The following is a 15232-nucleotide window of genomic DNA, read 5'->3' on the forward strand; positions in this document are numbered from 1 at the left end:
GTCAACGGGATGATCCAGTGATAAAGGAGGCATTCAACTGAACGCGATCTGACACCTGCGCAATCGGCCGCGGGTGAACAGACCGGGAAGGACAGTATATGCGGCTTAAAATAGTCCGTTTTCTTGCTCTGCTATTTACTGCCATTGCGCTTGCGGCATCGCTTGCTCACTTGTTCGAACTGCCGAACAAGATCGAGCTTTCCCGAGAAGCGTATTTGACAGTTCAGCAGATTTATCGAGGCTGGGCGTTGCTTGGTTTTGTCGTGGCGGGAGCGCTGATCTCGACACTCGCGTTGACTTTCATGGTTCGACGAAAACCGAAAACATTTGCCCTGTCTCTCGCAGCGTTTCTGTGCATAGCGGGCACGCAGGTGATCTTCTGGACATTTACTTACCCGGCAAACCGGCAGACGAATAACTGGACGATGCTGCCTGCAAATTGGGAGCATCTGCGCGCGCAATGGGAATATTCTCATGCCGCAGGCGCAGTCCTGAATCTGAGCGCATTCATTTCATTGGTTCTGTCCGTGCTCACAGATGCAGATAAATGAAACACCCCACGCCGATTTCTACTGTTTCTTTGCGGCAAACTCATGCGTCAGATTTTTCGGGCGTGAACAGAGCGGCAAATTCGCCGTAGCCCTCCTTTTCAAGGTCCTCCTCGGGGATGAAACGAAGGGCGGCGGAGTTGAGGCAATAACGCAGGCCGGTGGGCGGCGGACCATCGGTGAAAACGTGGCCAAGATGCGAATCACCGTGTTTGCTTCGGACCTCCGTCCGTTTGATAAAGAAGAGCTTGTTGTCTTCCCTCTCGACGATGTTTTCCGGAACGAGAGGTTTGGTGAAGCTTGGCCAACCGGTGTCTGAGTCGAACTTATCGAGCGAGCTGAACAAAGGTTCGCCTGAGACGATATCAACGTAGATGCCGTCGCGCTTATTGTCCCAGTACTCGTTCTTGTACGCCGGTTCGGTCCCTTCATTTTGTGTGACTTCGTACTGGAGCGGTGTCAACCTCTTGCGCAGGGTCGCGTCATCAGGCTTGGTGTATTTCTGCTCCTTTGTCAAGGCAACCTTCTCCGGCTCTTTTCCCCAGATTTTCTCGATGAACTGGTCCCGTCCTGAGCGCCAGCGGTAGTACGTATACTTCAGTTTACTGGTGTCGTAGTAGTCTTGATGATAATCTTCCGCCTTGTAGAAGTTGGTAAACGGGACGATCTCGGTGACAATGGGTTTTTCAAACCTGCCGGAGGCATCGAGCGCGTTCTTTGATTCTTCGGCCTGCCGCTTCTGCTCCTCATTTTCATAAAAGATCACACTGCGATATTGCTCGCCCCGGTCGACAAACTGCCCTCCCGGGTCGGTCGGATCGATATGTTTCCAGAAGACCTCGAGGAGTTGACTATAGTCCGTCTTCGAGGGGTCATAATAAACCCGCACGGTCTCCACATGTCCCGTTGTGCCCGAAGATACTTCTTCGTAGGAAGGATTTTCCTTATGACCGCCTGCGAACCCCGAGATGGCTTCGACCACTCCGGGCGCCTTCTCAAAATCTGCTTCAACGCACCAGAAGCAGCCTCCCGCAAATGTGGCCGTTTGCAGATTGTCCTGGTTGATCCCCTCGTCGCCTTCAACCTGCCGATTAAAAATGCCGAATAGATCCAAGGCAACCGCTCCTGCTATGAGTACCATAACGATTAGGAGAATCTTGGTCTTCATTCTCATAGATATTAACCCCTCCCTTCATACTAATATGAACAACTTTGCATAATCCGGCAAGCAAAAATTGATCATCTTCAGCCATTTTGTGAAGATGGACACGTTATCTGAGGGGCGAGCGGGCGGCTCTGTACCACCGTGCAACGGTGTCGAGGGGGGCGCCAATATAGTAAGCCAATATCACCGCCTGATTAATTATCGTTGTTCGCCATACCCCCAAAGCGAGCCAGCGCCTGGCAGAGGTGGTAATTGGAACAGGAGCAATCACAACGGCGCCACGTTTTCGAAGGCGCCGAACGAAAACGAAATCCTCCATGATCGGCATATCAGGGAACCCGCCCATTGCGCGGAAAAGACTTGTTCTCATGAATAGCGCCTGATCCCCATATGGCATCTGGAGCAGCTTCGAACGCAAATTGGCCGCGCGCTCAATGACGCGAAGGCTGAGGTTTGTGGCGTCTATGGAAAGTAGAAATGCTCCGCCCGCAGTCCGGGGCTCCGCCAGCACTCGGCGGATATGACCGTCAAAACCGTTCGGCAGATGCGTGTCGGCGTGCAGAAACAGGAGAATCTCACCCATCGCGGCGGCAGCTGCGGCATTCTCTTGTTTTGCTCGTCCCCCGGGAGCAACGACAACTTTGACGCCTCGCGATTCAGCTATACCGAGGGTGTTGTCGCTGCTGCCTCCATCGGCGACAATTATCTCTATATTGCGGCCTTTTTTAGCTCTATCGATGGCAGCCGCCAGAGTCGATGCTTCATTGAGCGTAGGGATGACGATTGTAATCCGCTCCGCCTCCAGTTCTTGCCGAGCCCGGCGCTCCTCGGTTTCCCAAACAACGAGGTCCTCCGGATTGTCCACGTCATCCAGTGTGTTTACGAAGCTGATGGAGCATCCGAGCTCCCTTGCGACGTCGAGGGTCTTCCCGATCACTTCGCCTGTTCCCCACGGCAAGCCGGCGAACAGAGCCTTGATCGGGGAGCGTAGCCCAATAAGATAATAGCCGCCGTCGGTCGCCGGCCCAAGAACGACGTCTGTTCCGTCAAGCGCGTCGAAAGCTTCGAACAAGATTTCAGGCGTGATGCCGGGGCAATCAGTGCCAATTAGGACGGCTTGTTCTGCTCCGGCTGCGAACGCTTCCTGAAACGCATTGGCCATCCGCTGCCCGATATCACCTACGTCCTGTCGGCTATAGGAGAAATCACGGCCGAGCCACCGCCTCATGCGGCGCCTGCCGCCGCCATCGTACTGGACCTCTACCAAAATCTGTCGCTCCCGTGCGAATCTTCGCGCGCGTCCAACGACGTGCTCTGTCATTCGGCGCTGCAGTTCCGCGGCGCCCTCAGAACCCAGCGCAGGGGTCAGGCGCGTCTTGGTTTTGCCCGGTTCGGGATAGCGGGTGAAGATAATCAGTCGTTGGCGATAGCCGGCGCCTTTCAACCTGTAAACAACCTCCATCACAGCCGTCTAAACGCAAGCAGCAAGGTGAACATTTTCTTGACGAACGGCGTCAGCCGGGTCCGGTTATACGCATCGGCAATGTGTTTGAACGACTCAGCCTGAGTCGGATACGGGTGAATCACGTTTGCAACAGCCTTCAGCCCCAAATTATTGACCATCGCGAGCGTGATCTCGCTGATCATTTCGCCCGCATGCCGCGCAACCACCGTCGCGCCAAGAATTGTGTCGGTCCCTTTCTGCACATGAATTTTTGCAAGCCCCTCTTCTTCGCCGTCTGCGATTGCGCGATCGACTTCGCTGAACTGTCGCACAAACGTCTCCACTGGAATATTGCGTTCCTTCGCTTCCTTTTCGTACAGCCCGACATGCGCGATCTCCGGATCTGTGTAAGTGCACCAGGGAACAGTCAGGGCGCTTAAACGCTTGCGGCCCCAGAACAAGGCATTTTGGATCACGATTCTTGCCGTTGCATCGGCCATATGAGTGAATTTATGCGCAAGACACACATCGCCCGCGGCATAGATATTCGCATTGGTTGTTCTCAATCTATCATCCACAACGACTCCGCTCCTGGCGTCGTATCTGACACCGGCTGCCTCGAGATTCAAGTCCTCGACGTTTGGCGCACGACCCGCCCCAATAAGGATTTCATCGACCGCGATGGTCTCCGATCTGCCTTCGGTCTCGAGATGCAGTAGTTTCTCTTCTCCCGAGACCGAAACCCGCTTGATCGTCGTCTTCAACCGGATATCGATCCCCTCTCGCCGGAACGTTTCGGCAATGATATCGGCCGCATCGCGATCTTCTCTTATCAGGATTTGTGGCGCTATTTCAAGCAATGTCACTGAACAGCCGAGCCGGTGAAAGGCCTGCGCAAGCTCGCATCCGAGCGGGCCGGCGCCCAAAACCGCCAACCGCGCCGGCCGCTCGTTCAGCGAAAAAACGGTTTCATTCGTAAGGAATCCAGCTTCGGCCAATCCCTCGACAGGCGGTTGAGTCGCTCTTGCCCCCGTAGCGATGACCGCTTTCTTGAACCGAAGTGTTTTTCCGTCGACCTCGATCGCGTTGGGGCCGGTGAATCTCCCTTGCCCCAGGAAAACGTCCACCCCCAACTTTCGGAACCGCTCCGCGGAGTCGTGCCGGCTGATCCGCGCTCGAATTCGCCGCATTCGCTCCATGACGGCCGGAAAATCAGCCTCTGTTGCGCCTTTAAGACGGATGCCGAACGAAGATGCGCCGCATATATCGGCCACGATCCGGGAAGAACGGATCACGCATTTGGAAGGGACACAGCCGACATTCAGGCAATCGCCGCCCATGAGATGTCTCTCCACCAGCGCGACTTTCGCGCCGAGACCCGCCGCTCCGGCGGCCGCCACCAGGCCGGCGGTTCCGGCGCCGATCACTACGAGGTTGTAGCGGCGGGCAGGCTCAGGATTCTTCCAATCAGGCGGATGAACATTGCGTACCAGGGCGGCATTATGCTCGTCTGCGGGGAGAACCTCAATTTTTCTGTCCATAAGCGGCCTCTTGTAACCGATTATTCCTGATTACCTGTGTTCGCCTCTTTTTCCCGGAGCTTTCGGCGCGCTGCCCGAACCAGGAACACGATGCCGATGGCTGCCGCCGCAAGTATGGCGACTAAAATCCACGGCACCCGTCCCTGAGAGACTGCCCGAGCGAAAACATCCGCTCCCACCACATAGAGCACTGTTCCGGGCAGCATGCACAGAAACGACCAAAACACGTACGTCCGGAATCGGACACGCGTAAGCCCAAAGCCGTAGTTGAGGAGATTGAACGGAAAGATCGGCGCCAGCCGCGTCAGCGCCACGATGATGGCGCCGTGCCTTTCAGTGAGCTGATCGATCCGCCGGAATTTCTCCTTCGTCGACAACCACCGGGCAACGGCATCCCGCGCAAAATAACGCGAAATGAGAAATGCGAGGCTCGCTCCAATGGTGGCGCCAAAGATGACTACGACGACGCCGACTACCGATCCAAATAGTGCGCCCGCGGTAACCGTAAGGGCCGACCCGGGAACAGCCGCTACAACTGCAGCAACATAGATAAGAACAAAAGCGGCCGGGCCCCATGCTCCTAAAGAACGAATCCATTCCCGCAGGAGAGCCAGCTTCTCACCGAGTCCGAAGACCCTGGCGAGCGCCAGCATCATCAGGATGAGAACAAGCAGGAAAATCGGCTTCCATAAATCCTTCTTTGGCTTTGGTTTATCTATTTCATTCATGATAGAGTACGCTTTTTTAATTTCTGAGGGTGCAACAACTGCATGGAAGTCATTAGAGCAATGCTCCTCCACATGACGAACCGGCCCCGGCCGTACAGCCAAAGCAATGGTCTCCGGTAACGATGCGGCGGGTTTTCAAGAGCTCCGGCTCAAACGAGCGGATATGATTCGGAGCGCCGTGGTTGACGGCGCACCCGAGGGCCAGGTTGAAATCGCAATCGTACAGGCTGCCGTCCCAGCCGACGCTGATCTGGCGCCGGCACATCAAACTGTCGAGCGTTGCAGGATTAAAAGAATCTTTCAGCAGCTCCAGGTATTCTTGCTCCTGATTCTCGCGCCGCAGTATCCTCCGGAATCGCCCCAAAGGCATATTCGTTATCGTCAGAAGCCGATTGAACTCGAGTCCGAAGCGCGCGCGCAGCTCGCGCTTGTAGTCCGCTTCGAGCGAGGTCTGGCGCGGCGGCAGGAAGGCGCCGCCCGGATTGTACACCAGGTCGAGCGCCAGGCCCTCCTCGCGCCCGTAGCCGGCGGCGTTCAATCGCCTGACGGCCTCGATACTGTTTTCGTAGATTCCTTTGCCTCGCTGCGCGCTTACGTTCTCCTCGAGGTAGCACGGCAGGGAACCCACAAGCTGGACCCTGTTGGCTCGAAAGAAGGCCGGCATATCGTCCATACCCGGTTCGAGGAGGACCGTCAGATTTGTTCGTACCTGCACTCGCAGACCGGCTTTGGAAAGCGCGTTGATAAAATCAACAAAATAGTGATTGAGTTCAGGGGCGCCGCCTGTCAGATCAACAAGCTTGCAGCTAATTTTCCCAACCGCCGCCAGAATCGATTCCATGATCGGCCAATCCATTGTTTCGGCCCGATCCGGCGAGGCCATGAGGTGACAGTGCCTGCACTGTTGATTGCACCGCAGCCCCAGGTTCGCTTGTAAAATATCGATTCCCCGGCAGTACAGCCCCTGCCCAAGGAACCTCTCGATCCTTCTTTCAAAATCGTTCATAATTCACTGCTCCGCCCCCTTCAACTGGGCTCCCCTCCAAGCACGCTGCGGTTGTTCTCTTACCGAGTCCCTCTCTATCTGTAATAATAACACCATTTTTAAAGAAATATCCTCCAGCCTCTATTGTTTTCATCTTGTTTCTGACCTAGTGACAGAAGTTGTGGTAGGGCCGAATTCATTCGGCCTCCTTTGACACAAGCCGAAGATCCGTGCGAATAAATTCGCACCTACCAGAAAAAGGAGTTCCCGCCACCGCATCACAAAGACCGAAGAAGAATTCTTGAACAGGAGCAGAAGCAAAATTAGAAAACCACCCCCGCGGCCAACTCATGGGCTCCGCGGGTGGTTTTTTCTTCCATCCTCACCACTCCCGGCCGCTCGTCCTTCATCATTGAATGTTATAATGTGCGGCAGTGGCTTGATAACCCTTGCGGCAGCTTCGGCATAATTAGTAAACTTCTGCGAACTTACGAAGAAAAGAATGAGTCTGCGCTCGAAAATAATAAAGACCGGCTGGGACCATTATGCCCGGTGGTACGACAGGGTACAGCCGAAAGCGATCGAGCTACTGCATTTTTTCGGAGATTTTTCCTTCGGCGAATTCCAGGAGCGGCTTGTCGAACTGGCGAATCTGCGACCTGGCGACAAGGTGCTCGACGTCGCGTGCGGGACGGGAGCCGCACATCCCGCCATCGCACGCGCTATCGGGCCGCGGGGCGAATTGATCGGTGTTGATCTTTCGAGCCGAATGCTCGAGCAGGCGAAGGCCAAAGCTCGCCGATTGAAGACCTCGGTCGAATATCTCGAGGCGGACGCGGAGGAACTCTCTTCCGTCTTTGAAAAGGAAAGCTTTGACGCTGTCATCAGCATCAACGGCCTCCCGCAATTCCCTCACCCCGAAAAGGCCCTCCACGAAATGATGCTGGTTCTGCGGCCGGGCGGCCGATTTGCAGTATCAACGATAAGCCGCGAGCGGTGCGAGCGGAAAATTTTCTTGTGGCCGCTGATGAAACTGGCGCCGCGCTTGTGGAGCAGCGAGAGATTTCGACGGCGCGTGAAAGAATTGGGGCTGGTGCATGTGAAAATTATCGAAGAAGGGATCATGCTGATTATAACCGGCGATAAGAGTGCACATCCTCCGCGCGCCGGTCGCCCCAAAGGCAGATTTTAAGCGGCAATGGCCCCCGCTTGGCCCTGGTCTGCTCCCTTAAATAGGGAGCTACCAGTATATCGACCGAATCCTAAGCAATTGACTCATCTAAAGTTGCTGAGCGTGAAAATATTTTTTAAAATTTTCATAAAGATTCACTTGACAGTGAAATGATTCACGTGTTATACTTCGCCCCAAGTTAGTAAGGAGAATACAGGCACGCAGCAACAAAAGTGCATTGCGGTTTCCCTTGGAAACCCCGATCAGCAAGCTCCCAAACTTGTCCCCTTTTCCTTATGAATAATCTGGTCAAACGAGCTTTGATTCTCCTGATTTTCGGAGCGGCATTCGCCGTCTCGATCCTGGCCGTAGACCTGATCATTTCCCCGCGCCAAAAGAAGTCATCCGCCCTCCAGCAAGAGGCCGAGACTACAGCTCCGGCGCAGCAGGCGCCCAATCCCGAATTCTTCCTCCCGCCTGCGCCGCCGGCCGCTTCCCCGCCTGCCGTGCCGGTCGAAAAGAAAGGCGCAGGCGCTACCCCCGATCTGCCCTCCCCGGTATCACGCATGGAGCCATCGCAATTAAGGGAGGCATTCGCCTCCGGAGTTCCGGTTGAAGAAGCTTACATAGATGTCGCGCAGACGGCTGCCGAACTGCGCGCACATGTCGAGCGTAATCATCCATCGTTGAAACTTTCCGACCGCGAATACGACAGGCTGGCGGAAAGCATCGGCTCCTTTCGCGAGGCTAATTTGAAGATGAAGTCGCTGGAACGCTCCAGCGAGAATTCACCTGCTATACGCCGGGCAATGCAGCAAATGGCGACCGCGATGCAGGATTTCCGGCAAATAACCGGAATGACCCAGGGCGAATTTTTCCTGGGCGAAGATGCACCGGTAAAATTCGGAGAGGATGAAAGGCCGGGGAAAAATGAAGAGCTTGTTGTTGATTATCTCCCTGACGGCAGGTCTTAGTCTCCCGCTTATAGCACGAGCCGATCAGCAACCCGTTGCCACCTTGAATGGCAAACCTATCAATGAAGCTCAAGTCGAAAGTCGCGCCGCCACAAAAATCTATCGGCTTCGGTGGGAAATCTACAATACGCTGAAGACGGAATCACAGGCGCTGGTTGACGAGCTCCTTTTGGAAGAGGAGGCGAGCAAGCGGAACCTGACCCCGGAGGAGCTGCTCCAGCAGGAGGCGGACTCGAAGGCGAAAAAGCCGACCGAGGCCGACGTTGACGCCTATATGAAGGAGCAAAATATTGAAGTCGCCGACGAGGACATGATGGCTGAAATGCGCGGCCGGGTCAGCCTCTACCTGACCGAACGCGAACGCATCCAGCGCAGACTCGATTTTCAGGAACAATTGCGCCAACAGGCTGACTACCGGTTTCTCCTCGAGCCGCCGGAATCCCCGCGCCAGCAGGTGAGCACTGACGACGATCCGGCCCGCGGGCCGGCCGATGCCCCCGTTACCATAATCCACTTCGCCAGCTTCTCGTGTGAACACTGCGCCGAGAGCGCCGGCAAAATCCGAAAGCTTACCGAGGAATTCCCCGGCGCCATCCGGTGGGTTCACCGCGATTTCTTCAACATCTTCGATGAACTGGGACTGCTTTCAGCCGAAGCGGGCGAAATGGCCCACGCAAACGGCAAGTTCTGGGAATTCCACGATCAGATTTACACCCACTCCGGGGAATACTCGCAGGATGACGTCAAAAGACTTCTCGCAGAACTGGGAATGGATGTCGCCGAATTCGACCAACTGCACAAACAGGCCTCCTTCATCATGGAGATAAAACACGATATCGAGGAAGGAGCCAACGCGGGTGTGAGCTCAGTTCCCGCTATCTTCGTGAACGGCCGCTATATCAGCGGCATGTTCGATTACGAGAAGTTGAAGCAAATGGTGGCGGAAGAATTGGCAATTGCGCCTCGGGAGACGCAGGAGAGTTCCGCGTCTCGCGAAAAAGCGGGGGCCGACATCTAGTTCTTCCTCACCGAACAGGCGGATTCGTATGGCCCGCCTTAAAGAGGAGGTGGTTACCCGGGGAAAAGACGCAGCACCACATCGTTTGTTCCATTCTTTCAACCGTGTCTGAAGGAACAACAAAGGAGACCTACCTATGGTTCGTGGACTACGAAGTTCTCCTGCGGGCTCTCTCTTGCTCCTCGTCCTGGCCTTGACACTGATCTTGTCTCTCACGAGTTCAGCCTACGCGAAAGACCCTCAGCTCATTCCGCGCCGGCTCAGCTCAGTGGGTGACAGCATCAGCGCAGGCATCGACGTGGATTATTACGGACAAAACGCCAACGCGAGCTGGGTCAACGGCTACTACGGCTTCTGGGAATGGCTCTTCGGATATACCAACGTAAAGAGCCACAACCAGAGAATCACGGCTAACTGGGGCAGCAGCGGCCGCGCGAACTACATGGATGCCGTTAGCGGCGCCGACAGCTTTGATATACCGCTCCAGACTTCGCAGGCTGTCAGCCAGAGCGCCTACTACGTGACCGTTTTCATGGGCCACAACGACGTTTGCCAGAACACTTTTGCGGAGATACCGTCTGATGCGGTGTTCGAGGCGAATTTCCGCCAGGGAATGAATAACCTGAAGAACGGGCTGCCAAACGGCGCAACCGTTTACGTTCTCGCAATTGTGGATATCCGGCGCCTGTATGACGTTGGACAGGACATGTACGCGCTCGGAATCGTCGACTGCGAAGTGCTCTGGGCGACGACGCTGCTCGGCTGGTTCCCTTGCGGAACGATGCTCAGCCCGCTCAACAGCGAGGCCGATCGGCAGTACACCCGCAGCCGCAACATCGCTTTCAACAACATTCTCCAGAATGTGACGGCGGAATTCAACGCAAACGATCCGCATCACTACTACTATTTTACGAACATGCCGTTCATATATCCCTATACGTCCGGTGATGTATCCACCCTGGATTGCTTCCATCCGTCCGGACAGGGACAGAAGACGCTTTCGCGCGAATCCTGGAACGTCGGTCCATTCGCCGCCTATCAGAGAGGAAGCTGAGACGAGATGTTTTTAAAGGGGCGCCGGCAAAAACCGGCGCCTCTTCTCCCTATGGCGCCAATTACAGTTAATCCGGCAGCTTGTTGCACCCCATGAAGCCGCGGCTGTGGAAAGGAAACCCGGCAATGCAGTCCTTCCTTCGCTCTCGAATTCCCGTTTTTTTGCTTTCGATCGCGATGCTCTGCTTCTTCACGGCAAGGGCATTTGCCAAGGACCCGCAGCTTGTCCCCCGGCGCCTCAGTTCGACCGGCGACAGTATCAGCGCGGGCATCGATGTGGAGTATTATGGCCAGAATTCAAATGCCAGTTGGGTCAACGGCTATTATGGTTTCTGGCAATGGTTACTCGGGTTGACCGACGTGCGGAGCCACAACCAGAGGATCACTGCGCAATGGGGAAGCGGCGGGCGCACAAACTACATGGATGCAGTCAGCGGCGCCGACATATTCGATCTCCCGCTCCAGACGTCTCAGGCGGTCAGCCAGAGCGCTTACTATGTCACCATCTTCATGGGCCACAACGACGTCTGCCAGGACCATTTCGAGGATATCCCGTCTGACGCAGTTTTTGAAGCTAATTTCCGGCAGGGCATGGAGAATCTCAAGAACGGCCTCCCTAACGGCGCGACTGTCTACGTTCTTGCGATAGTTGATATCTACCGGCTTTACGTGGTGGGCCAGGACAAAAAGGCTCTCGGCATCGTCGACTGCGAATTGCTGTGGGCGACGACGCTGCTCAACTGGTTTCCGTGCGGGACGATGCTCAACCCGCTCATAAGCGAGGCCGACCGCCAATTCACGCGCAGCCGCAACATCGCGTTCAACAAAATCCTCGAACGCGTGACGGCGGAATATAACGCCGCCGATCCTCATCACTATTACTATTGGACGAAACTGCCGTTTGTGTTCCCGTTCAACGAAAGCCATGTCTCTAACCTCGACTGTTTCCACCCTTCCGCCAAAGGGCAGAAAACCTTATCGGCAGTGGCATGGTATGTCGGACCGTTCAGAACTTTCGGGGAGGGGGATTAAGCGAGAGACAATCCGAGAGGGGCATTTTTTGAAGAGACATATCTAATTTCCCCGTTCATTCGACCGTGAGGCTTGCCGCAGAACATCATTCCAATATCAGGTAAGCATCACCATTAAGACGTCTGGTCTCGCCGTCATAATACTCGGCAATAACCTTCAAATCATATATCCTCAGTGGGTTCAATCCTTCCAGAGGAATCCGTATCAAGAAAGCTTCCACACCTTTTCGCTCCATAAATGCGATAGCGACCGCATCGTATTCGTTCTCCAGATCATCATTCAGAGTTGGCCCATCAAGCGATCTCTTCAGCAGTTTTCTCATAAATCTGTATCCGCTGTCAAACCCATACGGAAGAATGTGCCCGGGTATGCTTAGCGGGGCCAACTCTTCGTCTAACACTTCCAGAATTCTCGGCGGCTCCTTTCCCGTTTTCTCATACCAGATGCCGTTATCCATATATTGGTACCTGACTTGCGAATGGATAACGGTTACATCCTCGGGGAACAGAACCGCGGCGGAGATACTGCTTAATTTTCCCTCCAGAACCAACTCGCAAAAACCGCGGTCAGTTCCGGTTCTGCCGAAGGAAACTTTTACTGTGGAGGTCGTTTTGGACTCATTATGATAATGGTTTGCATACAGAATCGTTGCCTCTGTTTGGATCGGGATCTCCTGAATTTTTTGATATCTTTTGGCCAGGCATCCAGGAAATAAACATGTTCCGACCGCTACCGTAAAAAAGATCACCGGCAGAAAAGGTGAACCCTTTCGCTCAGGCCCCTTACCGCTTTTGATGGTGACCGGAATTTGAACGGAAACCATAGCTTAGTATCAACAGAGAGACGAAGGAACGCTATTCTGTCCAAGATGCAGAGTGGGATGTGGATACGCCGAGCTTTCTCTTTCAGGAGTAAATTGTCACATTTACTAAAGGAATAAGCCCTTGGTAAGAAAGCAAATCGTCATTCTTCTATTCACAGTTCTGCAATTCGCTTTGCCCGCAAGACTGTGCGCTGCTGCGCAGGAGGGCCCCTTTGCCCTCATTTTCGTGATTGATGGAATCCCGAACGACTTGTTCATGCAAATGCTCGAGCAAGGCGAGCTTCCGAATTTTCGAACGCACATTTATGAAAGAGGAATACACTCGAAGCACCACGTAAGCGTGTTCCCCCCGCTCACCTTTCCTGCGATGGCAAGCATTTTCAGCGGGTATTATCCTTCCAGCCATAAAGTTCCAAACTTCTTCTGGGTCGATCGAGAGCAGGCCAGGTACAAGAGTTATCTGAGCGCACTGCTCCCGCAGTATCAAAGCGACCTCGAGGAAAACGTCCGCTTCCTTTTCGACTTTTTTCCGCGGCGGCGAACCCTATCATTCGGCCTGCCGCTCAATATCGGCGGCGATTACACCCGCCATCTCACCAGTTCGTTCATCGATATCTTTCGAGAATTCAGAGACCTCGATTATGTCGGAAAAACGGTCAAACAGGAGCACGCAATCGCGCCGGATATGCTCATTAAACCGCTCAAGACGCTGGCGCTCCTGAATCCCGCCAAGGAAACCAATGTTATCTCTCTCCTGAATCCCGCGAGCCCTTCCGGCATCCTGAGATACTCGCTGGCTTCCTTTTCCCCGACTACCCGGGCGCTGCGCCGGCAGATTCCGGCGGCGGTGCTTTATTACGAATGGGCTCCCGACCATTTCGGCCACGAGGACGGCCCCTGGAGCGACGACGTGCGTGATTCCCTCATCGAGGCCGATACCCAGTTCGGCCGCCTGGTGCGCGTGTACCAGCAGGCTGAAATCTATGACAGGACCTTCTTCTTTCTGCTCTCCGACCACGGCCAGATTCCTGTCGATCCAAAGTACGTCCGCATCGATCGCCTCTTTCAGAAGAAAGGCTTCAAGGCCCAATTCGTTTCCCATGAATTAATAGCAAAATCAGGTCTCTCCGGACTGCTGAGAATCCGATCGGTCCTCATCGGCAGCGGCAGCATAAAAGGCTACAACTGCGCGCTCGGCACAGCGGGCGGCGGGTCGGTTGTTGCTTTTCTCTCAAAAAATGGGGGAACCAAGGCGGAGGACTGGCGCGAGCAGGTTTATTATGAAGACCTCCTGAGCTATCCTCTGGGCTCCAGCAGGCACGTTAACCTCATACAGTTCATCACCTCGATAGACGGAATGAATTTTTTTCTGGTTCGAGAGAATGAATTCGTTCCCGGCGAGCCGCATGAGACGCGGGTCGTAAGTCGTTCGGGCTCATCGCGCGTGAGGGCGAAGGTTCGGAATGGGAAGCCGGTCGAAATCGGGTACGAACTCATTGAAGGAAAAGACCCGCTGGAATACATGCAGAACCCTTCTCTGGCGGCATTTATCAGGGAGGGCCATCATGGTGATATGGAGTGGCTCGAAGCGACCGCTGAAACCGCATATCCGGACGCGCCCGTCCAAATCGCGCAGATCATGGAAACGCCTCGCTCGGGATCGGTTATCATGGTTCCGGACGATTACCATTCATTCAATGCGCGCACGTGGTCGAAACATGGGGGATTGAGCGCCAGCGAAATGCTCACTACATTTGCTGTTGCCGGCCCGGGGATACGTCACGGTTCGATAGATCATTCGCGGGTGATCGATTTCGTGCCCACATTCCTGCACCTCATGGGAAGGAACGTGCCCACGGGATATTTCGACGGAATGGTTTTAGAAAATATTATCGCGGAAACTGAGGCGGGGCCGCCATGACAAATTGTGATTAAAAAATGTCTAATCATCGGCTTCCATAGTGCAGAAAGCCGCAACCAGGAAACCTTGGAGCTCGAATTACGAATTTGACGAATTCCACAAATAAATTCCTTTTTTTCGCCATTACCGCATGTCCCGCCCGCGTTCGGGGCGCGACCCCGCTGCCGCCAGGAATCCAGAATACGCGGGGTTAGCCGCGTCATCTCAGAAGACCAAGACAATTTGTCATTCTGAGGAGCAAAGCGACGAAGAATCTCTGCTCTTTAACAGACCAAAGAGAGATTCTTCGCTGCGCTCAGAATGTCAACCCGGTGAGGAGGCGTCAGCAGAAAGGAATGCTAAGAGGTCCTGTTGTGCCCAGCTTTCTCTGCGGCTCCGCGGCGCTGCGCTTTTTGCGCCGGTGCCGGCAAAAGAAATCTTGGGTTAAACGTTAAATCTATATCAACCGCGTGCCCGTAACAGAGATAAACGCAAAAGATAGAAGATTTTCTCCTCCGTTTCCTCTGTTGCCTCCTATTTGGAATGTTTCTTCTTCAGATTATTTTCCTGGTGTCCTGGTTTGTTTGGGGGGAGATTTTCTTTGAAAGACTGGCCGAATGAATTCGGCCCTACCGGCATTGGGGTTCGCCCGCCAGGTGCGCTCCAACCGGTAGGTGCGAATTTATTCGCACGGTCTTCGGCGCTGAAGAAAACCTCTTTGTGCCTCCGCGGTGAAAAAAGCTTTTAAAAATAGGGTCCTCATGAGAATTTGTGGGTGAGAAAAAGTCATAAATAATTGAAAAGCATGAACTAAATCCTGCATATCGAGTGTCTGAAGAGGATACTTGAA

General features: G+C 54.3%; 13 protein-coding genes and 1 pseudogene. 7 read left to right on the forward strand and 7 right to left on the reverse strand.

What is annotated here, in order from left to right; translation table 11 throughout:
• Positions 1-98: 98 nt before the first annotated feature.
• Positions 99-551, forward strand: a complete 453-nt coding sequence (locus C4520_12730; protein ID RJP19544.1) for a DUF1772 domain-containing protein — start codon at positions 99-101, stop codon at positions 549-551.
• A gap of 40 nt (positions 552-591) precedes the next feature.
• Here C4520_12730 and msrB read toward each other — a convergent pair whose 3' ends face one another.
• The 6 genes and pseudogenes from msrB to C4520_12760 form a co-directional block, all read right to left on the reverse strand.
• Complete coding sequence (gene msrB / locus C4520_12735; GenBank protein ID RJP19555.1) at positions 592-1716, reverse strand: peptide-methionine (R)-S-oxide reductase; 1125 nt, start codon at positions 1714-1716, stop codon at positions 592-594.
• Positions 1717-1819: 103 nt separating this feature from the next.
• Complete coding sequence (locus C4520_12740) at positions 1820-2518, reverse strand: glycosyltransferase (protein ID RJP19556.1); 699 nt, start codon at positions 2516-2518, stop codon at positions 1820-1822.
• Between the two features lie 27 nt (positions 2519-2545).
• Positions 2546-3175 (reverse strand): annotated as a pseudogene (locus tag C4520_12745) (glycosyltransferase).
• Complete coding sequence (locus C4520_12750; protein ID RJP19545.1) at positions 3175-4698, reverse strand: mercuric reductase; 1524 nt, start codon at positions 4696-4698, stop codon at positions 3175-3177. Before C4520_12750 ends, C4520_12745 begins: the two are co-directional and overlap by 1 nt.
• Before the next feature lie 20 nt (positions 4699-4718).
• Positions 4719-5426: a TVP38/TMEM64 family protein gene (locus C4520_12755; protein ID RJP19546.1), complete on the reverse strand. Its 708-nt coding sequence runs from the start codon at positions 5424-5426 to the stop codon at positions 4719-4721.
• Positions 5427-5478: 52 nt separating this feature from the next.
• On the reverse strand, positions 5479-6432 hold the full coding sequence (locus C4520_12760; GenBank protein ID RJP19547.1) for a radical SAM/Cys-rich domain protein: 954 nt from the start codon (positions 6430-6432) through the stop codon (positions 5479-5481).
• Between the two features lie 481 nt (positions 6433-6913).
• On the opposite strand from C4520_12760, the gene C4520_12765 reads away from it, so the two are divergent.
• The 5 genes from C4520_12765 to C4520_12785 all read left to right on the forward strand — a co-directional run bounded on the left by C4520_12765 (position 6914) and on the right by C4520_12785 (position 11659).
• Entirely contained in the window at positions 6914-7603 is a 690-nt protein-coding gene (locus C4520_12765) for a methyltransferase domain-containing protein (protein ID RJP19548.1), read from the forward strand.
• A gap of 275 nt (positions 7604-7878) precedes the next feature.
• On the forward strand, positions 7879-8556 hold the full coding sequence (locus tag C4520_12770) for a hypothetical protein (GenBank protein RJP19549.1): 678 nt from the start codon (positions 7879-7881) through the stop codon (positions 8554-8556).
• Positions 8495-9574, forward strand: a complete 1080-nt coding sequence (locus C4520_12775; GenBank protein RJP19550.1) for a DsbA family protein — start codon at positions 8495-8497, stop codon at positions 9572-9574. Before C4520_12770 ends, C4520_12775 begins: the two co-directional genes overlap by 62 nt.
• Before the next feature lie 136 nt (positions 9575-9710).
• Positions 9711-10628, forward strand: coding sequence for an SGNH/GDSL hydrolase family protein (locus C4520_12780; protein RJP19551.1), 918 nt, complete (start codon positions 9711-9713; stop codon positions 10626-10628).
• 92 nt (positions 10629-10720) lie between these two features.
• A complete protein-coding gene (locus C4520_12785) occupies positions 10721-11659 on the forward strand; it encodes an SGNH/GDSL hydrolase family protein (protein ID RJP19552.1) in 939 nt (312 codons plus the stop codon).
• Positions 11660-11744: 85 nt separating this feature from the next.
• Here the strand turns inward: C4520_12785 and C4520_12790 are convergent, their stop codons facing one another.
• Positions 11745-12482 (reverse strand): hypothetical protein, encoded by a 738-nt coding sequence (locus C4520_12790; protein RJP19553.1) that lies wholly within the window; start codon positions 12480-12482, stop codon positions 11745-11747.
• 121 nt (positions 12483-12603) lie between these two features.
• On the opposite strand from C4520_12790, the gene C4520_12795 reads away from it, so the two are divergent.
• A complete protein-coding gene (locus C4520_12795; protein RJP19554.1) occupies positions 12604-14403 on the forward strand; it encodes a hypothetical protein in 1800 nt (599 codons plus the stop codon).
• The last annotated feature ends 829 nt before the right edge of the window (positions 14404-15232 follow it).

The organism is Candidatus Abyssobacteria bacterium SURF_5 (genome assembly GCA_003598085.1).
Classification (GTDB): Bacteria; Abyssobacteria; SURF-5; order SURF-5; family SURF-5; genus SURF-5.